This window comes from Psychromonas sp. (genome assembly GCF_983033635.1).
On record NZ_CEZLMY010000005.1, the window covers coordinates 1 to 21,018 of the forward strand.

14 protein-coding genes and 2 pseudogenes are annotated in these 21,018 nt (G+C 38.9%); 8 read left to right on the forward strand and 8 right to left on the reverse strand.

What is annotated here, in order from left to right; translation table 11 throughout:
- Positions 1-907 (reverse strand): annotated as a pseudogene (locus AC4GME_RS01325) (IS3 family transposase); the annotation flags it as partial.
- Between the two features lie 851 nt (positions 908-1,758).
- Here AC4GME_RS01325 and AC4GME_RS01330 point away from each other — a divergent pair.
- Positions 1,759-2,799, forward strand: coding sequence for a porin (locus AC4GME_RS01330; RefSeq protein ID WP_490377356.1), 1,041 nt, complete (start codon positions 1,759-1,761; stop codon positions 2,797-2,799).
- Between the two features lie 104 nt (positions 2,800-2,903).
- Positions 2,904-3,710 carry a hypothetical protein gene (locus AC4GME_RS01335; RefSeq protein WP_490378916.1) on the forward strand — a complete coding sequence of 269 codons (807 nt, stop codon included), beginning with the start codon at positions 2,904-2,906 and terminating at the stop codon, positions 3,708-3,710.
- A gap of 640 nt (positions 3,711-4,350) precedes the next feature.
- Here the strand turns inward: AC4GME_RS01335 and AC4GME_RS01340 are convergent.
- From AC4GME_RS01340 to uvrA, 3 genes are read right to left on the reverse strand one after another with little or no spacing between them, the layout of a single operon-like run.
- Positions 4,351-4,989 carry a lytic transglycosylase domain-containing protein gene (locus tag AC4GME_RS01340; RefSeq protein ID WP_490377354.1) on the reverse strand — a complete coding sequence of 213 codons (639 nt, stop codon included), beginning with the start codon at positions 4,987-4,989 and terminating at the stop codon, positions 4,351-4,353.
- 7 nt (positions 4,990-4,996) lie between these two features.
- Positions 4,997-6,721: a PglL family O-oligosaccharyltransferase gene (locus tag AC4GME_RS01345; RefSeq protein WP_490377353.1), complete on the reverse strand. Its 1,725-nt coding sequence runs from the start codon at positions 6,719-6,721 to the stop codon at positions 4,997-4,999.
- Positions 6,722-6,727: 6 nt separating this feature from the next.
- Positions 6,728-9,565: an excinuclease ABC subunit UvrA gene (gene uvrA / locus AC4GME_RS01350; protein WP_490377352.1), complete on the reverse strand. Its 2,838-nt coding sequence runs from the start codon at positions 9,563-9,565 to the stop codon at positions 6,728-6,730.
- Between the two features lie 209 nt (positions 9,566-9,774).
- Between uvrA and AC4GME_RS01355 the strand changes: the two genes are divergently transcribed.
- Complete coding sequence (locus tag AC4GME_RS01355) at positions 9,775-10,323, forward strand: DUF2301 domain-containing membrane protein (protein ID WP_490377351.1); 549 nt, start codon at positions 9,775-9,777, stop codon at positions 10,321-10,323.
- Between the two features lie 57 nt (positions 10,324-10,380).
- Here AC4GME_RS01355 and AC4GME_RS01360 read toward each other — a convergent pair whose 3' ends face one another.
- Positions 10,381-10,710 (reverse strand): early set domain-containing protein, encoded by a 330-nt coding sequence (locus AC4GME_RS01360; protein ID WP_490377350.1) that lies wholly within the window; start codon positions 10,708-10,710, stop codon positions 10,381-10,383.
- Between the two features lie 76 nt (positions 10,711-10,786).
- Positions 10,787-11,458 carry a DNA mismatch repair endonuclease MutH gene (mutH, locus tag AC4GME_RS01365; protein WP_490377349.1) on the reverse strand — a complete coding sequence of 224 codons (672 nt, stop codon included), beginning with the start codon at positions 11,456-11,458 and terminating at the stop codon, positions 10,787-10,789.
- Between the two features lie 665 nt (positions 11,459-12,123).
- Here mutH and rppH point away from each other — a divergent pair.
- The gene (gene rppH, locus AC4GME_RS01370; protein ID WP_490377407.1) at positions 12,124-12,669 is read left to right on the forward strand and encodes an RNA pyrophosphohydrolase; all 546 of its coding nucleotides are present in this window, start codon (positions 12,124-12,126) and stop codon (positions 12,667-12,669) included.
- Between the two features lie 26 nt (positions 12,670-12,695).
- Positions 12,696-14,969 carry a phosphoenolpyruvate--protein phosphotransferase gene (gene ptsP, locus AC4GME_RS01375; RefSeq protein ID WP_490377406.1) on the forward strand — a complete coding sequence of 758 codons (2,274 nt, stop codon included), beginning with the start codon at positions 12,696-12,698 and terminating at the stop codon, positions 14,967-14,969.
- A gap of 302 nt (positions 14,970-15,271) precedes the next feature.
- Here ptsP and sstT read toward each other — a convergent pair whose 3' ends face one another.
- Both sstT and AC4GME_RS01385 read right to left on the reverse strand, forming a co-directional pair.
- A complete protein-coding gene (gene sstT / locus AC4GME_RS01380; protein WP_490377405.1) occupies positions 15,272-16,561 on the reverse strand; it encodes a serine/threonine transporter SstT in 1,290 nt (429 codons plus the stop codon).
- A gap of 237 nt (positions 16,562-16,798) precedes the next feature.
- A complete protein-coding gene (locus tag AC4GME_RS01385; protein WP_490377404.1) occupies positions 16,799-17,686 on the reverse strand; it encodes a DMT family transporter in 888 nt (295 codons plus the stop codon).
- Between the two features lie 116 nt (positions 17,687-17,802).
- Between AC4GME_RS01385 and lgt the strand changes: the two genes are divergently transcribed.
- The 3 genes and pseudogenes from lgt to AC4GME_RS01400 all read left to right on the forward strand — a co-directional run.
- Positions 17,803-18,627 (forward strand): prolipoprotein diacylglyceryl transferase, encoded by an 825-nt coding sequence (gene lgt / locus AC4GME_RS01390; protein ID WP_490377403.1) that lies wholly within the window; start codon positions 17,803-17,805, stop codon positions 18,625-18,627.
- 250 nt (positions 18,628-18,877) lie between these two features.
- Positions 18,878-19,729, forward strand: a complete 852-nt coding sequence (locus AC4GME_RS01395; RefSeq protein ID WP_490377402.1) for a thymidylate synthase — start codon at positions 18,878-18,880, stop codon at positions 19,727-19,729.
- A gap of 189 nt (positions 19,730-19,918) precedes the next feature.
- Positions 19,919-21,018: pseudogene (locus AC4GME_RS01400) on the forward strand (bifunctional aconitate hydratase 2/2-methylisocitrate dehydratase); the annotation flags it as partial.

Genomic DNA, 21,018 nt, shown 5'->3' on the forward strand with positions numbered 1-21,018 from the left:
TTCAGCAATCGACTAAATCGCCCGCTAGTATATTGAGAGCCTCTATCACTATGGAACATTAATCCAGCTTTAGGTTGCCTGATGTTAATCGCCATTTGTAATGCACGTTCAACTAAATCAACCGTCATACGTGTCGAGATAGACCAGCCGACAACTCTGCGGGAGTATAAGTCCATGACAAGGGCTAAATACATCCAGCCTTGATAGGTTCTCAAATACGTTACATCACCCGCCCAAACTAAGTTTGCCTGCGGGGGATTGAACTGCTGGTTTAATCGGTTATCAGCAACGCTATCACTGTGTTTACGCTTTGTTGTTACCTTATAAGCTTGACGTTGTGTAACAACAAGTTTTAACTTACGCATGATACTACGAGTGCGATAATACCCCACATTAAAGCCTGCCCGTCTTAAGTTCTTGCACAACTGGCGAGAGCCTAAACTGCCACGACTACGTTTAAATAACTGTCGCGCTGTACGGTACATATTCAGCTCTTCTTCACTAATGGGTTTAGCTGGCCGTTCAAGCCAATCATAAAATGCACTACGACTCACTTGTAGTACATTACAAAGCAGTTTTATTGGATATTTAGAACGGCATGCTCGAATATATCGAAACTTTACTTCATTTATTTTGCGAAGAAGGCACTGGCTTTTTTTAGTATTTCTTTCTCCATACGAAGCTGTTTAACTTCTTTGCGCAAGGCTAATAACTCAGACCGTTCATCAGAATTTACGGTTGAATTCGCATGCTCTTCAGCTTTTTGTTTCCAGCTATAAAGCAGGCTAGTTGTGATACCTAAAGCCGAAGCTGCTTCCTGAACGCTATAACCTTGCTCACTGATTAACGCTAATGCTTCAGTTCTAAATTCACTGCTATCAGTTTTGTACTGACGTTCTGTATTCATGTTTACCTCGATAGTGGATAGTATTATCCAAAATTAAAGTGTCCCGTTCAATCAGACCAGAATAATCGGCTAGCTGTTTTGTTTATTAAACCGCCTTAGAAAATCATTGTTAAAAAAACACACCCCAAGCTAACCCGATCGTTAGTTATGCAGCCACCGGGTTTATGCTGCTTGATGGAGCTTTGGCTGATGATTGCGATAAATAATTAATAAAATTTAAGAGATCACGTTACTAGGGGCCGATTTCGTGAAAGAGTTAGGATAAAAGCAAGCCATAAAATAATTGAAGCTTGCAATATAAAGAGACTGCATTTTCAATTCCCTAATGGGAACTCCCTTATCTGTTTGTTCAACGTGTGAACAAGGTTTGCAAGAAATTACAAAGTTACAATTAATTCGCTGTGATTATTATCATAGCGAATTAATTGTGAGTTTCGTCATTTCAGAGTAGTGATACCGATCACAATAGAGCAACTGAATTTTAAAGAATGCATCAAAAAAGCTCACCGCAACGGCGCACCTATCCACAAGGTGCTGTTTTAAATGAGGTTGTTAAGGGTCTCTGCAGAAGTGTGATGCACAACTCCTTTTTGCTTTTTATGAGCTGCGGGTGATTGATAATTCGCGGTGCGAATGTAGTATCTGTTCCAAGCAGACGGATTCAGATTTACTTAGTCTGCCAAAATTAAAAAGAGATGCTTAGCTTCTTAATTTTGCTTATTAGTATCGGTCGCTTGATAAGTTCCGATGAAAATTTGAAAACGTTATTAAATTGAAACAGGCTTCATGGACATGGAAATATGGACAAATAGAAGCCACTAAACGCTATGTTTATTTAAAGGAATATTATTATGTTTAAAAAAACTCTTGTGGTAGCAGCTCTTACAACAGTTGCAATGGGCGCTAACGCATACGAAATTGGTCAAAACAATGACTATGCGGTAGAAGTTTACGGTGTCGCGGCTATCTCAGTTGTTTCTTACGATGCATTATCTGATAACGATGCAATGGACAACGCGCCAATCGTTGAAAATGAATCTCGTATCGGTTTTCGCGCAGGTAAAGCTATGACCGATTCAATCAATGTTTTTATGCAAGTTGAATCAGGTTGGGTTGGCAACTTTGGCGGACCGGGGGCATCAGGTTCATTAGGTGTGCGGGATACATTTATAGGTTTAGGTGGCGATTGGGGTAAAGTACGTGTTGGCCGCGTGTTAACACCAATGTATGAAATTATCGATTGGCCATATGCTAATCCTGGCCTTGGTGCTTCTTGGGACTGGGGTGGTGATGTAAAAGGTTACTATGATCGCCATTCAGATACTATCCGTTATGATTCAGCTGGATTAGGTAACTTTGCATTTGCAGCTGCTGTTGGCCGTGGTGAACGGGATGAAAGCGACTCTTACTATGGTGGTGGTTCTGCTCGTTACCGTTTGATGGATACGGTGACTTTCCACGGTGCCTTTGAGACAGCCAATAAAATGGGCGCTTCTGATACCGAAGCAGGGGCTGAAACATTCAGTTACCTAGTTGGTTTTGAAGCATCTCTTCCTGCTGGTTTTGGTGTTTCTGGTGCATATAAAAATGCATCTAGTACCGATAAAGTAACTGACAAAGAGCATACTCAAGGTTCTTACGCGTTAATCGCTCAATATTGGAATGGACCACTAGGTGTGAGAGTTGGTTATACTGCTAACTTAGAATCAGAGCTTGAAGGTGAGAAACAAGATGATGCGGATTCAATATCATCAATCCAAGTTATGGGGCTTATCAACGGTTTTGTACCTTATGTGCGTGTCGCTCATCGCGATGTTTATAATGGCGCTGATGAAGGTTCTAATTCTGACACTGAAATAGCAATGCGTGTTGGTCTTGAATACGGTTTCTAAAGAAGCATATTTTAAAATTTAACTGTAACGTCAGCTTTTGTTGGCGTTTTCTTATACGCTATAAAGTAAATAATTCCACTTATTGATTAAGAAGGCAGACTCTTATGTTTAATAAAAACTATTTAATGCTACTAGCTACTTTATTTTTAATATCGGCTTGTACAACAAACCCGAACGGTATCTCAAGTGAAGAGTTTGCAATGAGCGCAAATGTCGAGAGTGGTTACAAGCAAATAAGAATTACGGGAGAAAGAATTCACCCTGTAAATTTAACCACAAAAACAGAGCTATTAGTTTCCAAAGCTGAAGTTTATACGATTTTAAATGTTTCAACAGATAACCGAGATTCTCAATATTCAACCGTGGTCATGATGTTAAGTTTTATAGATAACTATATGTATTATGGTTTTGTGAATATTAACGGTGAAAAAACTAAAGTAAAAAAACGTAGTGAGTCGGTCAGACAATGTGATGATTTATGTACAAAAACGCAATACTTTAGCTTTCCAGTTAAAACCTCGGCTTTGATAGAAGCGCGGGAAACAGGTTTAACTTTTTCTATTAATAGAGAAGAAACATCCAATGATTTTATTTTCGAGATTCCGGCTAATTATATCGATGGCTCATTAAAAAGAGTTGAAAATGAGCAAAATAGAGTGATTGAAACAAATAGTGAAATAAAATCGCTTGAGTTTTCAGCATCTAAAGAAATTGAAATGACCCAATATTGGTTTAATGAAGCAACGCTTACAGAAAAAGAGTTGTTCACGGATTGGGCATTTAAAAATAGAAAAAAAATCACAACATCTCTTAATGGTGAAACTAAAGCATTAGAGATGCTGGAATACTGGTATGAAAAAGCAAGTTCAGCTGAAAAAGCACAGATACTATCTTGGGTAATTTCTCAATAGTATCGGCTAAATCCACAAAGTGTAACGTGAACAATTCATATTACGCTTTGCGGAAACTCGGACGTGTCATTTTATAACTTATCTTTGCAATAGTTGTAAAAATAAGTGCGTTGGATACATTTTTCTGAGTTTCTAGCGTATAACCTATTTTTATAAGTTATCTTTGTAATACCAAGAAAAACCCATCACTTTGGACAGATGTTTCTGAGTTTCCAGCGTATAAGGAGTGGGAGGAATCAGCTACATTTTTATAAGTTATCTTTGTAATACCAATAAAAACCTCTCATTTTGGACTGATATTTCTGAGTTTTCAGCGTATAAGGAGCGGGAGGAATCAGCTACATTTTTATAAGTTATCTTTGTAATACCAATAAAAACCGATCACTTTGGACAGATGTTTCTGAGTTTCCAGCGTATTAGGAGTGGGAGGAATCTGCTTCATTTTTATAAGTTATCTTTGTAATAGTTATAAAAACCCATCACTTTGGACAGATGTTTCTGAGTTTCCAGCGCATAAGGAGTGGGAGGAATCTGCTTCATTTTTATAAGTTATCTTTGTAACACCAATAAAAACCGATCACTTTGGACAGATGTTTCTGAGTTTACTGCGTATAAGGAGTGGGAGGAATCTGCTTCATTTTTATAAGTTATCTTTGTAATACCAATAAAAATCCATCACTTTAGATACATATTTCTGAGTTTCCGGGTAGGGCGGAATCTGCTTGTTATATCGCCTAACCGTGCCTTCACCTGCATTATAAGCAGCTAACGCGAGCTTTTTAGTTTTAAATTCTTTTAATAATTTATAGAGATATTTTGTGCCGGCATCAATACTTTGTTCGGGATCAAAAGGATCATTTACACCAAAGCGTTTGGCGGTTACTGGCATCAACTGCATTAAACCTTTTGCGCCTGCCGACGATATTGCCGTGCGCCGGTAACTTGATTCCGCAGTGATTACTGCGTGAATAAAGGCTGGCTCTAATTGATACTTGTTAGCGGCCTGAACTATCAGTGGATGATAGTGGTTTTGTAGTTTTTTACTACTTGGTATTTTTATATTAGTGTAACTTTTTTCCTTCCAATTTTTAAATGAGCCCGGGTTTTTATTGCTTTTACTGCGTAATAACAAGCGGTAATTTTCATTAACTTTATTCTGTGAAAAATGCTGATCACCATTTTTATCTATATACATATAAATATCAGCCAGCGCTTTATTGCTTAGTAGTAAACCAAGTAATAGCGGGGGCATGATTTTATAAAAGGGCCGCTTTTTCATTCGCAATCTAACCACCTGTTTGTAAAGCTTCGCTTAAAGTAGGATTTGCCGAACTCGTTGATTTTGCATGCTTAAATGTTTTATCCGCATTCGCTAACGGCTGATCAAGCGGGTACAGGTAACGCGCATAATCTAACACCTGTTTTGCTTTTTCAGCTTGATTATTATTGAGATACGCCATATAAAGGATAATATAAAAATACGATTTTGGCGTGCTTTCCAGGGTCTTTTCTGTCCAATTTATAACCCTCTGAATCTCTTCCGGTTTATTAAGCTGTAGCGCCATTGATAAACGGAAATAATTAAGATGCAAATTAAACCTGTCTTCAAATACTAATGGGTTAATAATATCCATTAATAACGAAATATCAGGTTGTTTGCTGCGTTCATACTGCGTAATTTTAGAGATGGTATACAAATTAGTGAGCATAAAAGTGGCGCTAAACATCGGAATTAATAATGCAAAAACACGTAATGCAAAGGTTGGTGTAAAGCTTTTACTTTGCATAGTTTCCGATTCATAGTCGATATAAAAAACCAGCACTAATAAAACCAGCCAATGCAAAGCGGAATGATAGAGGGGATATTCGGTTTGCGTATGCAGGGCGATCGGAATAACCAGTGCCATTAAGGCCATTCCATGTGTTAATTTAAAAGCGCCTAATAGGCGCAGAAAACAGATAACCAGCAATAAGATTGCCACTATCGGCACTATTCCGCCTTCAACCGCCCAGAATAATGTATCGTTATGTGGGTGAGTCAGGTGTAGCCCAAAAGGAGCTAATTCATTATTTTTTACACGCTCAGCTTGAGTAATTAAATAACTTTTTTCAAAACTGCCATAACCGTAACCCATTAATGGTTTTTCTTTAATCATCAGCCAACTGTGCTCGTAGATGCCTAAACGGGCGCCACCTTCCTTAAGGTTATCAATATTTCTTGCCGCTAATGCATCTCCTTTCATCATCGCTAAACCAAGACCTAATGAAATCGCAATAATGAAAATTCCCAGCTTCTTTTTATTGCTTTGCCATGCCCAAGGTATAAATAAAAGCAGGGCGATCAGTATGCCCAGATAACCGGTGCGGGACATGGTAATAGTGATCACCCACATATTCAGTAGCGCGGTTAACAGTAAAAAGCTTTGTAATTTTTTACAGTTTATTTGCTGCAGCAAATAACCCGCTAAAATAAGCGTGGTTGCCATAAATGAGGCGAGCACATTAGGCTGTTGGAAAATACCATAAGGGCGACCATAACCTACGTCATAACCGAAGATATTATCAGCTGGCAGCAGGTAGTCTTGCGTTAAGCTGTAGCAGGCTTGTAGAAAACCCGCGAGTACAATCAGTGATAAAAGGCGCTGGATATTGCTGCGAGTAAACTGAAACTGCTGCAGGCTGAAAAATAGTAAGAATCCTGCAAACAGGCCGAGCAAACGGGTATAACTTTGACTGGCCAGTTCATTATTGGGATAAAAAATCGGCAGTAGAAACAGTAAAAAAACGCTTAAAAAAACGACTGTAAAGCGGGAGTAGAATAGTTTCTGTTGTTCGCTAATTTTCCATAACCCTAAACCGACTAGGGTAGAAAAAAATATCCACACAACATTATTTTGTGCTAATTCCAGGCCGCTACCACCTTGATTATGCTGGAAATAATGGGCTGCTAATGCCATTAAAAGCGCGAAAGTAATAAAAAAAGCACGTGTTAATTTTTGTTGTAAATCCATTAGATTTTAATTTCCGTTACGATTGTTTTCTAAAATTGCTTTTAGGAATTGCCCGGTATAACTGCCAGCTACTTTCACCACTTCTTCAGGAGTACCTGTTGCGATAATCTCACCACCACCGTTACCACCTTCTGGGCCTAAATCAACAATCCAGTCGGCTGTTTTAATCACATCTAAATTATGCTCGATAATAACAATGGTATTACCATGATCGCGCAGAGTATGAATGACTTTTAAAAGCTGAGCAATATCGTGGAAGTGTAAACCTGTGGTTGGTTCATCAAGAATATACAGGGTTTTACCTGTATCACGTTTTGATAACTCTTTTGCCAGTTTAACGCGTTGTGCTTCACCACCTGAAAGTGTGGTTGCGGCTTGTCCTAAGCGGATATAGGAGAGACCGACATCCATTAATGTTTTTAGTTTTCGTGCAATCACGGGCACGGGTTCAAAAAACTTAAATGCATCTTCAACAGTCATATCTAAGGTTTCATGAATGCTCTTACCCTTATATTTTACAGACAGAGTTTCGCGGTTATAACGTTTACTTTTACAAACATCGCAAGGCACATATACATCCGGCAAAAAGTGCATTTCAACTTTGATAACACCGTCACCCTGACAGGCTTCACAACGGCCGCCTTTTACATTAAAACTGAAACGTCCGGGCTTATAACCTCGAGCTCGTGATTCAGGGGTGGCTGCAAACAGTTCACGAATAGGTGTAAAGATCCCCGTATAGGTAGCTGGATTTGAGCGCGGTGTGCGGCCAATGGGGCTTTGGTTGATATCAACCACTTTATCTAAATGGGTTAAGCCACTGACTGATTTATAAGGGGATGCGCTAATGGTGGTCGCTTTATTTAGTTTGCTTTGTGCAAGCGGGTAAAGGGTATCGTTAATTAAGGTTGATTTACCAGAGCCGGATACCCCTGTAATACAGGTTAATACGCCAATCGGTACTTCCAAGTTGACCGATTTTAAATTATTCCCAGTTGCACTGTTTAATTTAATCCATTTATCGTTTAATTTTGTGCGCTGTTTGGGAATAGATATCTCTTTGCGTCCGCTAAGGTAATCTGCGGTTAATGAGTTTTTGGCCTTCAGGATGTTCTTATAATTACCTTGTGCGATGATCTCTCCACCATGAATACCTGCTCCTGGGCCGATATCGATAATATGATCTGCTTGGCGAATAGCATCTTCATCATGCTCTACCACAATCACTGTATTACCTAAATCGCGAAGGTGGGTGAGTGTTTTAAGTAAGCGCTCATTATCGCGCTGATGCAGGCCTATAGAAGGCTCATCTAAAACATACATTACCCCCATTAAACCAGCGCCAATTTGACTGGCTAGACGGATACGTTGTGCTTCGCCACCGGAAAGTGTTTCGGCGCTACGCTCTAAACTGAGATAATTCAGTCCCACATTAACCAAAAAGCTCAGGCGTTCTAAAATCTCTTTAAGAATTTTATCGGCGATTTTTGCTTTTTGACCTTGCAGTGTTAAGTTGCTGAAAAAAGTTTGTGCTTCGACAATGGAAAGCTGTGAAATATACGGTAAATTCACATCATTGATATAAACATGGCGAGAGGCTTCTTTTAGACGAGAACCACCGCAGCTTGAACATGATTGGCGGTTCATATATTTTGCCAGATACTCGCGCATTGCACTTGATTCTGTTTCACGATAGCGGCGAGTACGATTAGGAATAACACCTTCAAAGGCGTGTAGGCGTGAAACGATATCACCTCTATCATTACTGTATGAGAATGATATTTTCTCTTTGCCGCTGCCGTATAATACAACATCCTGCTGTTTTTTGTTGAGCTCTTGGAACGGAGTGTTTTCAGAAAAACCATAGTGATCACAAACAGATAATAACATCTGAAAGTAATAATTTGATTTACTGCTCCAGCCATCAATTGCGCCATCACTTAGGCTTAATGTTTTATCCGTGACCACTAATTTGGCATCAAAATATTGCTCGATACCAAGACCATCACATGTTTCACACGCTCCAGCCGGGTTATTAAAGGAAAAAATTCGCGGCTCTAATTCTGTAATGCTGTAACCACAATGAGGGCAGGCAAAATTTGCAGAGAAAATCTGCTCTGGTTTATCTTCATCCATAAACGCAAGTACAGCTGAGCCGTTACTTAGATTCAGTGTGGTTTCTACAGATTCAGCTAAACGCTGTTTCAGATCATCACGCACTTTAAAGCGATCGACAACCACTTCTATGGTATGTTTTTTATGTAACTCTAACGTCGGCGGATCGCTTAAATCACAAATCTCACCATCAATACGCGCCCGCAAAAAACCTTGCGAGGCTAAGCTGGCAAATGTTTTTACATGTTCACCTTTGCGCTCTTTAATAATCGGTGCAAGCAGCATCATTTTACTGCCAACGGGATTCGTTAAAATCGAATCAACCATCTGACTGACTGTTTGTGCATTTAGAGTGACATTATGAGTTGGACAGCGCGGATCACCGATACGTGCGAATAATAGGCGTAAATAATCGTAAATTTCAGTGATAGTACCAACAGTTGAACGCGGGTTATGTGACGTTGATTTTTGTTCAATAGAGATAGCAGGAGAAAGCCCCTCTATATGTTCAACATCGGGTTTTTCCATTAAGGATAAAAATTGACGCGCGTAAGCTGATAGAGACTCTACATAACGGCGTTGGCCTTCGGCATATAATGTATCAAAAGCAAGTGACGATTTTCCTGATCCAGAGAGACCGGTAATAACAATTAACTTATCACGAGGAATAGATAGATTGATATTTTTAAGGTTGTGGGTTTTTGCGCCACGAATTTCAATATTATTCATAATTTCCTCTTGATGTTAACTTTTATCATTCAAGCAAAGGGTAGCATATTTACTGTAAATTAAAACAGTATTCAGGATTGTCTTTAATTTCGCTCTATTCATTTATTTATTGTTATTTTTATGCGCATTGGACTACTTTTGAATTCACTTAATATTAATTTATTGAGCAATACTTACCTGTGCTTAGTCTTAATAAGGATACTTAATAAATGGCAGATCCTCATATTAAAGAAAATTTAGATGTTATGGACAAAATTAGTATCTCTATTTATCGCTGCGGCATCTTACTGACAGGATTTGCTTTACTGTGCTTGGCTATACAGCAACTCTTTTATCCGTTGTACTTTAAACCCGTAATCATTTTTTTAGCCTTTGCTTCATTATTGCAGGCATCATCGTTACATATTTATATGAAATCAGTACGTTGGATATTAGTAAATGCGACTTGGATGGGGGGCTGGTTATTAAGCCTGAGTTTTGTGACTGCAGGAGCCTGGGCTGTCTACCTGAGTATTGGTGCATTTTTTGTTACTTTATCAGGGCTTGCCTATAAAGAGAGCTTCTGTTTTTCACTGCCGGTGCTTAAATTAATACCCGTTTTGTTACTATTTTCATGGGGAATGATGATCTATTCACAAACACTATTGCTGGCAATCGGATTAATTTTAGCTGCAGTTTTGTATTTATATATGGCTTGGAGAAAGTTACAAATGCCATTGTATTATGATTTAGGCGATCGCTCAAAATATGAGATTTGAATAAAAAACCGCCACATTAGTGAGCGGTTTTTTTTATTTGGCTGATAAAATAACAGTCTATTGCTTGATCACTAATACCGCATTTTTGCCGCCATCAGAGATTCCGTTATCAACATAATTATCTGCACCTTCAGGAAGAAGTGTAAATTCATTACCATCTTCTGCAGTTGCTTTATAGATAAACTGGAAACCATCACGATCTTCCATTGAAATATTTTCAGAGACTTTGAACTTGCCGTTTTTGAATTTTTTAAGTTCAATAGGCGTCCAGTTATTATGTTCAGATAGCAATACAATGCTCTGTGCATCTTGCGCGTCTTTTTTTTCTATTTCAAATGTTACTTTGACTTGCGGTTTAGATTTTAGGTATTGCTTTTTTATCGGCATAATCAACTCCTTAAAAATGTTTATATAAATTTACTGTAAATGAAGCTTAAATTCTAGACAAGTATTGTGCATTTATTTATTGAAGATCAAATTGTTGATTAATAATTGACTGGGTAAAGGGTTTTTTAAGGTAAAAACCACGCGGACGCACTTTTATTAATTCACCATCTTCACCAAAAGCATCGGTTAAACAGCGTCCATTGGCCGCTTTTGGTCTAAGCTGCAGTACCTGCCCATCACGTGCACTAATCGATTCGATTTGGCCGAGTGCAATTTTTTCCATTATTTCATTCCAATCAGATGCTAATAAAAACGCCTGCTGTTGATTAGCTGACCATAAAAAACCATTTCCTACGACACGTTCGCTCAGCGGCACACTGCGTTCCCCCTGAACGGGGACCCATAAAACTTTGCTGAGTTTATTGCGTACATTAGAATTTTCCCAAGTTAACTGGCTGGTATTTAAAATTGGAGCGGAGCAAACAAAGGTAGTTTCTAATACTTTGCCCTGTTGATCTATGGGGATGGTTTTTAGTTCGATGCCTAAATGTTTAAAATCTTGTTCGGGTTTACTGCCCGCTGTTGCGCCTAGGTGCCACTCTATTAATTGCCCAACCCAACCCTTATTGCTGCGTAGATCTTTTGCCATCGCAATATTGGCTAATTCGGCCAATTCCGCGAGGGAGTGGCCGGCAATATTTTCACATCGCTTTAATAGCTCTTCTGTTGACTTGGGGGGCTTTATCATCTATTTACCGTTTTCATATTAGAATCATGCTTATCTTACCTTAATTTTACCCTATTTTTGATTATTCAGGGTTATTCATACTTTTATCCTGAAAACTACACAGAGTTATCCACTTTTATAGTGGATAAGTGAATATTTAAAATGGTAATGATTCACAAACGACATTTTTATAGCTAAAGCACTTTAAAAAGCAGATCTGTGTCTAATAATTAATCTAAAAACAGGCTCTAAATTGGAAATGATTGTTTTTTAAACTAAAGAGATATGCACATCAATTTGTGAATTAAGACTACTGGATCTAATTACAGATCTAAATTAAATTACAAAACGAAAACCTCGTAAGCAGCTGTTATTTAGGTGATAATATAAAAACTCCGTAGAGAAATTAAGATCTGTAATAATGTAAAAAAGATCTATTATATTTAAAAGCATTTATTATGCACAAAGTTATGCACAGTTTCCGTGGATATGTAACGAGTTCAATTTTGTAATTAAAAATGATCCTATGGTTAGTCGACAATTTTCGTGTTATCGGTTTGATGGCTGGGATAATCTATGAAAGAATGCGCTCTTAATTCAATATGTATTCATTATTCTTAATAAATGGGAAAATAGTCCCAACTAACTATCTGTATAATGAATCTTAACCTTTAAAAGGCGCCTTAGTGATTGATACTGACGGTTACCGCCCAAATGTAGCTATCATCATCTGTAATAAAAATGGACAGGTTTTATGGGCAAAACGATTTGGACAACATTCATGGCAATTTCCTCAAGGAGGAATAAAAGAGGGGGAAACGCCCGATCAAGCTATGTACCGAGAGTTGTACGAAGAAGTTGGTCTCAAACCTGAACACGTAAAAATATTAGCAAGTAGCCGCAGTTGGTTACGTTATAAATTACCTAAACGATTAGTACGCTGGGACTCTCCTGACCCAGTGTGCATTGGGCAGAAACAACGCTGGTTTTTATTACAATTAATTTCTGATGATAAGCAAATTGAATTTGATGCGTGTGGCCACCCTGAATTTGATGATTGGCGCTGGGTAACTTATTGGTACCCTGTTCGTCAAGTTGTGTCATTTAAGCGTGAAGTTTACCGTAAAGCATTAAAAGAATTTTCCGCGATAGCTTTTGCTTTAATGAAAAGTAATTCAGAAAAGAAAAGAAACAAACGTAGTCGTCGCCCCTCTTTTTATAAAAAGCGGTAAATAATTTTCTTAGTAGAGGATTTTGCATGTTAAGTCAGTTGCGTCATATTGTGGAGCAGGTTGGAGATGCAAAAAGTTTAACGGCTGCGATGGATGCTCTGGTGCAACAAACCCAATCAACCATGGAAGTGGATTGTTGCTCGATTTATATTACAGATGATAAAACCAAACAGCTGAATTTAATGGCCAGTAAAGGCCTTGCCAGCCAGGCTGTTGGTAAAACCCACCTAAAATTTGGCGAAGGTATCGTTGGGCTTATCCATGAAAAAGGTGAGCCTTTAAATCTTGCTAACATTCGTGAACATCCCCGTTATAAATATTTGCCTGACGCTCAAGAAGAGCGCTTTAACTCTTTTTTGGGTACTCCCATTATCCATAAACGGCAAGTCTTAGGCGTATTAGTTGCACAGCAAAAAACACCGCGTTTATTTAGTGAATTAGAAGAATCTTTCCTGGTTACCTTAGCGATGCATTTAGCCAGTGTGCTTGGCAATTCAGGATTACGTTTGGAGCTGGATCAGTTAAATAATCAGCTCGGAGCCTCGATTCATCTGCAAGGGTGCCCAGCCAGTCCAGGCATTGCCATTGCAAATGCTTATGTTGTCCGCCCTATTTTAGCGTTGGCGGAAGTTAACATTGAAAAAACTCATTCAAGTTGTAAAGACATTTTATTGTTTGAGATGATTGTAAAAAAATGCAGTGATGAGTTTTCAAATCTTGCATTAACCTTAAAAGAGCAATTATCAAAAGATGCATTCGCTTTGTTTGATATTTATTCACATGTATTAAAAGATAAAACCTTTTTAAATGCGATTCGCGAACAAATTAATTATCATCACTTAACGGCATCGAGCGCGATAAAAGTCGTTGCAGAGTCCTATATCAGACAGTTTGAAGCGATGAGTGATAGTTATTTAAGTGAGCGGGCTTCAGATATAAGGGATGTTGCACAGCGCCTGTTATACCACCTTACTCAGCAAGTAGAAGAAAATGTTCAGTTACCTGATAAGCTTATTTTGGTGGCCTCTGAGGTAACGTTATCAATGCTCGCGAGTATTCCTACAGATAAATTGCAAGGTATTGTATCTGTTCACGGTGGGGTGAGTTCTCATGTTGCAATTTTAGCGCGCGCATTGGGGATTCCTGCAGTCATGGGCCTGCCGCTTTCTTTAGACAATATTCATCAGAAAACCTTAATTATTGATGGCTATGCAGGTTGTACGATTTTATTTCCCGAGCAACTGTTATTAACTCATTACCAGCTTTTATTAGATGAAGACAACGAACTAAAAAAATTAGTTGAGTTAGGCGAGTGCAAAGAAGCTGTCACCCTTGATGGTTATAATATTTCAATTCTGCTCAACACTGGATTAAATGCGAATCAACATGCTGCGGTTGTAGGGCATTTTGACGGTATTGGCTTATACCGTAGTGAATTACCTTTTATGCTCACCGATTCATTCCCAACCGAGCAAGATCAAACGGAATCTTATCAACGACTATTAAGTCAATATGCTCAGCTTCCGGTCACCATGCGTACACTCGATGTTGGTGGTGACAAACAACTGAGTTATTTCCCTATTGTGGAAGAAAATCCATTTCTTGGTTGGCGAGGGATACGCTTAACATTGGATCACCCCGAAATATTTTTGGTGCAAATCAGAGCTATGCTAACGGCAAATTTGAAATATCAAAATTTGCGTATTATGTTACCTATGATTAGCGCAATCGAAGAGGTAGATGAAGCCAAACGCCTGATTATTCAGGCATGGAAAGAGATTAAATATGAGCTTAGTTTAACGCCTGAAGCTTTTCCATTACCAGAAATTGGGGTGATGATAGAGGTGCCCTCATCTATTTTTATCATTCCGCAATTAGCTGAAGTAGTCGATTTCATCTCAATTGGCAGTAATGACTTAATTCAATATCTGCTTGCAGTGGATAGAAATAATAGCCGCGTTGCTTCTCTTTTTGATAGTTATCACCCTGCTGTTTTACACTCTTTAAAACTGATTATCGATAACTGTATGCGTTTTGATTTAGAGGTGAGTATTTGTGGTGAGCTTGCAGGCGATCCGATTGGTGCTTTGATTTTATTAGGTTTGGGGTATAACAGACTGAGTATGAATGCGAATAATATGGGTAAGATAAAATACTTGATCAATGCCGTTCCTCGTTTTGAATTAGAGCACTGTATCGAGCAAGCATTAAATGCCAATAGCGGCAGTGAAATTCGTGCTATTTTTGTTAACTATTTGGATAGAAAAGGGTTGGGTGGATTTATTCGCGCAGGTAAATAAAGACAAATCATTTTTTCTGACAATAAAAAGCCGAGTGTAAAAACTCGGCTTTTTGCTTTCGAAAGTAGTAATAGCAATACGACTAATTAACTGCCTGAACTCCAGCTGAGTGGATAATCATTAAATCGCATTATCCCAATTCCACTAATTAGATGATCTATTTAGGCGCAGGAAAAATGGATGAAAGCAAGGCATTGATTGCAGTAACTAGTTGTTCTAATTGCAAAATCAATAACGACGCTAGCATTCATTTTAACAAGCGTAAATGAATAGATAACTAGTGAATTTGGTATTGGTATAGTTTAACTCTCAATTTTTATCGGTTGCGCTTCTTCTGCACAATAGATTGTTTCGCCAAGTTCTATTGCAGCTGGGCCGTTTGCTGTTTCTTCGGCATAACAAGCTGCCGCTGTAAAGATCACATCAGTTGAGCTGTTTAAGGCTGTTTCAGCTGAATCTTGTACTACACCGATAATGAAACCAATCGCCACAACTTGCATTGCTATCTCATTTGGCACACCAAATAAACTACATGCCAGAGGGATTAATAACAATGAACCGCCGGCAACACCTGACGCACCGCAAGCAGAAACCGCAGCAACAACACTTAATAAAATTGCCGTGGCAATATCAAACTCAATACCAAGTGTATGTACGGCTGCCAGTGTTAGTACGGTAATAGTGATTGAAGCGCCTGCCATATTGATGGTTGCACCAAGTGGAATTGAAACCGAGTAAGTATCTTCATGAAGGTTTAGTTTTTCACACAATTCCATATTAACTGGAATATTAGCGGCAGAGCTACGCGTAAAGAACGCTGTCACACCAGATTCACGTAAACACTTAAAAATTAACGGATAAGGATTGCTTTTGGTTTTCACATAAACAATGGCAGGATTAACGACTAAGGCGATGAAAATCATACAGCCCAGTAATACAGCCAACAGATGAGAATAACCAAGTAGAGCGTCGAAACCTGTTGCTGCAAAGGTACTTGCCACTAAACCAAAGATACCAACTGGTGCGAAACGGATAACCAAGTGAACGATTTTAGTCACACCGTTAGATACATCATGTAAGACATTTTTTGTTGTGTCATTAGCATGGTGTAGTGCTAAACCTAAACCAACAGCCCAGGCTAAAATACCGATAAAGTTACCCGTAACCAGTGCATTAACAGGGTTGTCTACGAGTTTAAATAATAAAGTATTTAAAACTTCAATAATGCCTTCCGGTGGTGCTGCCTGAATGTCAGTTGCTACTAATACCAGCGTTGTCGGGAAAAAATAACTGATAATAACTGCTGTAGAAGCCGCTAATAAAGTACCAATCAGATAAAGGTTAATAATTGGTTTTAGGTTGGTATGGCTGCCTTTTTTCTGGTTAGCAATCGACGAGGCAACTAAAACAAAAACCAGTATTGGTGCAACCGCTTTTAATGCGCCGACGAATAAAGCGCCAAGAAAAGAGATTGCGTTAGCGCTACTTGGTGAAATTGAGGCTACTAAAATACCTGCAATGATACCGATAACAATTTGCACAACGAGGCTAGAGTTTAAAAAGCGTTGAAAAATAGTGGGGTTGGGATTCATATATTAAACCTGTTTTATATTATTGGGCTGCAGAGGAGATAAATCCGTTTAATCTCTCGCATGCGTTATAGCCAAAGCACTTAAAAACGCGCTTCCCTGCATTTTCAGGTGGTTTGGTTATAGTGTTTTGTCATACCATCATTGGTATTATGCATATATTGTAAATTTTTAAAGAGGAATTTGTTTTAAACTGGATCATAAAAATAAAAAATATTATCGAAGAGCTGGATTTGCCTGTTATTTTTTCCTGAACATTAATACAACGACCCCCAAAAACACCATCAGCATACCAAAGATCATATAAGAGGTGATCGGTTCATTTAATAGATACACTGCGAGTACGATGGTGAAGATGGGTCCTAAAGTGCCCACTATTCCCGTTTGCGTAGGACCAATACGATGAATTGCCTCTGAGACCATAAAGCTTGGAATAACAGTACTGAAAACTGCGAGTAGAAACACCCAAAGCCACGCTTGCCCAGTTATTTGCAGGGTAAAAAAATCAATTTGTAGTGCGCCATGGGCAAAAACTAAAACGGATGAGGCGGTCATCGCTAAACTGGTAAAAAGCAGAGAGCCGAGCTTAGCTATCATAGGTTTACTGAGAAGAACATAAAAAGAAAAGCTTAACGCAGCCCCCATCACTAAGGTTGTGCCATATAACACATCATTACCTGTCAGTTGTAACTCTTGGCCCATTACCACCCATAAGCCCAGATAAGTTATCAACAATGAAATTATTAGACGTTTAGTTAGAGGCTGCTTAAATAAAAAATAGCCGATAATGGCCACTAAGAACGGATAGGTGAACAGAGTCAAACGCTCGAGTTGTGCGCTAATATATTCCAGACCTTTTAAGTCTAATAATGAAGAAAGGTAATACCCGAGAAATCCCAGCCCTAAGACCTGTAATAAAATCGCATTGGAAAGAGCAGGAGCTGCTTGTTTTTGACGTTTAATTAACAGATGAGCCAGAATAAACAGGTAAAATGGCACTGAGATTGCCATACGTAAAACCAGCACTGAGTCGGCATCTAAACCTTGTGCATAAGCATATTTAATAAAAATTGATTTTAATGAAAATAGTAACGTACCCGTAAGAGCAAGAAAAACACCAAAATGCATGATTGAATAAACCAAATAGAGACGATAAACCCAGACTAGCCATTTTATAATAGTGAAGCAAGATGATGCTTGCTATATTATGTTTTTTTTCGTTTAGCTAACCAATGAGTAGATAAATGTCAGCTTCAAATTTTGTTTTACCCCATATTGATCCGATTGCAATCAGCATCGGCCCGTTAGATATCCGCTGGTACGGTTTAATGTATTTAGTCGGTTTTGCTTTTGCCTTTTGGATGGCTAATCGCCAATGCGACAGATCAAATGGGCTTTGGACACGAGAGCAAGCCAGTGATCTGCTTTTTTATGGTTTTATGGGGGTTATTTTAGGGGGACGTGCGGGTTATGTTTTCTTTTACCAGTTCCCGCAGTTTTTAGACAATCCACTTTATCTGTTTAGAATTTGGGAAGGTGGTATGTCCTTCCATGGAGGAGTGGTTGGTGTTGTTTCCGCCATTATCTTTTATGCGAAAAAGAACCAGCGTTCAATTTTAGCGGTTGGTGATTTTATTGTGCCGCTTTTACCCGTTGGCCTTGGCGCAGGGCGTATCGGTAACTTTATTAACTCAGAGTTGTGGGGCCGAGTGACTGACTCTCCATTTGGTATAATCTTCCCGAATGCAGGGCCACTACCTCGTCATCCTTCGCAACTTTATGAGTTTGCGTTGGAAGGGGTGTTACTGTTTATTATTCTCTTTCTGTTTATTCGCAAGCCACGCCCTAGTGGCTCTGTGGCAGGGCTATTTTTATTATGTTACGGCTCGTTCCGTATTTTTGTTGAGTTTGCCCGTGAGCCAGATGCGCACCTTGGTTTATTAAGCTTTGGACTGAGTATGGGGCAAATTTTATCATTACCGATGGTGATTGCCGGGGCTATCTTAATCGCCTATGCATATCGTTATAAAGGTCAACAGTCTCAAAAAGCTACCGGCAAAAAGGCTTAATCAAATGTAACTACTCAGGTCGTTGCCATTTAAGCTTATTTCCGCGTTGAAAAATGCTCATTTAAACGACTAAACTGCGCTTTTTCGCCTTGAACTCAGCATAAATGGCTTAGCCCTGAGCATTTACAGTCTTATTTGATAAAAGCACTTTAAATTATTGAGGTGCTGAGTAGTTACAAATCAAACATGATACGCAAACTAGCAGAAGAGATATCTTTAAGCTGTTTGCGTAAATATTAGGTGAAAAAAGATGAAACAATATTTAGATTTATGTCAGCGTATTATTGAAAATGGTGTTTGGATTGAAAATGAACGCACCCAAAAACGTTGTTTAACTGTGATTAATGCAGATCTTGAATATGATGTGAAAAACAATCAGTTCCCGATGATCACCACGCGTAAAAGCTTTTGGAAATCAGCGATTGCAGAATTTCTCGGTTATATTCGCGGTTATGATAATGCCGCTGATTTTAGAGCCTTAGGCACTAAAACCTGGGATGCGAATGCCAATCTTAATGGTGCCTGGTTAAATAATAAATACCGCAAAGGCACTGATGATATGGGCCGCGTTTATGGTGTTCAAGGGCGCTCTTGGGCAAAATCTGATGGCGGACATATCGATCAACTCAGAAAAGTGGTTGATAATCTAAAAAATGGTATTGATGATCGTGGTGAAATTATCACCTTTTATAATCCCGGTGAATTCCATATGGGCTGTTTACGTCCTTGCATGCACACGCATACTTTCTCATTAGTGGGAGATACCTTGCACCTTACCAGTTATCAGCGTTCATGTGATGTGCCGCTTGGTCTGAATTTCAACCAAGTACAGGTTTTTACTTTCTTAGCCTTGATGGCGCAAATTACCGGCAAAAAAGCGGGTACCGCTTACCACAAAATTGTAAACGCGCATATTTACGAAGACCAGTTTGAATTGATGCGTGATGTGCAGTTAAAACGACAGCCGTTTGCTTCCCCTAAATTAACCATTAACCCGAAGATTAAATCTCTTGAAGATCTGGAAACCTGGGTAACAATGGATGATTTTGAAGTGAGTGATTATCAGCACCATGATGCCATTAAATATCCGTTTTCGGTTTAATGCCTGCTGATTCCTAGAATGGAAAATGGTTTGGAACTTGCCTGCCATTAACATTTTTGTAACTTAATAAGGGCTGATTGGCCCTTTCGTTTTCTTTGTGCAAATGATGCGATATACTTTGTGCAAATTTTTATTCCGATAAAACGATTCCAATAAAGCGAGTTTTCGCTGAAACAAGAGGTTATTATTGTGCTAGAAGCTTATCGTAAACATGTCGCTGAACGTGCCGAGCAGGGTATTGTTCCACAGCCATTAAATGCAGAGCAGACTGCTGCATTAGTAGAACTATTAAAAAATCCACCGCAAGGTGAAGAAGCCTTCCTGATTGATCTCTTAGAAAACCGTATTCCTCCTGGTGTTGATGAAGCTGCTTACGTTAAAGCGGGATTTTTATCTGCTATTACAACAGGTGACGTAACATCTCCAATTGTTACACCTGAACATGCGGTTAAGTTATTAGGTACGATGCAGGGTGGTTACAATATCGAGTCTTTAGTTACGCAACTTGATAATGCCGCACTTGCTCCATTAGCAGTAAAAGCACTTTCTCATACATTATTAATGTTTGATGCATTTTATGACGTGGAAGAGAAAGCAAAAGCGGGTAATGCTTTTGCTCAAGAAGTTATTCAGTCATGGGCTGATGCACAATGGTTCTTAGAAAAACCCGCGGTTGCTGAAAAAATAACCATGACAGTATTTAAAGTGACGGGTGAAACAAATACAGATGATCTGTCTCCTGCTCCTGATGCTTGGTCGCGCCCTGATATCCCGCTACACGCTTTAGCTATGCTTAAAATTTCTCGAGAAGGAATTGAAGCGGATCAGGAAGGGGGTGTTGGTCCAATTAAACAGATTGAAGCTTTAAAAGAAAAGGGCCATCAATTAGCTTATGTTGGTGATGTTGTTGGAACGGGCTCTTCTCGTAAATCTGCAACTAACTCTGTTTTATGGTTTATGGGCAATGATATTCCATTTGTGCCGAATAAACGTGCTGGTGGTGTTTGTATCGGTAATAAAATCGCACCTATTTTCTTTAATACCATGGAAGACTCTGGTGCATTGCCAATTGAAATGGATGTCAGTGCATTAAATAGTGGTGATGTGATTGATATCTATCCACACCAAGGCGTTGTAAAAAACAATGCAACAGGTGAGGTTGTCTCAGAGTTTGCATTAAAAACCAATATTATTCTTGATGAAGTACGTGCTGGTGGCCGTATTCCACTTATTATCGGTCGTGGTTTAACTGAACGTGCGCGTAAATCGTTAGGTCTTGAAGCTTCAAC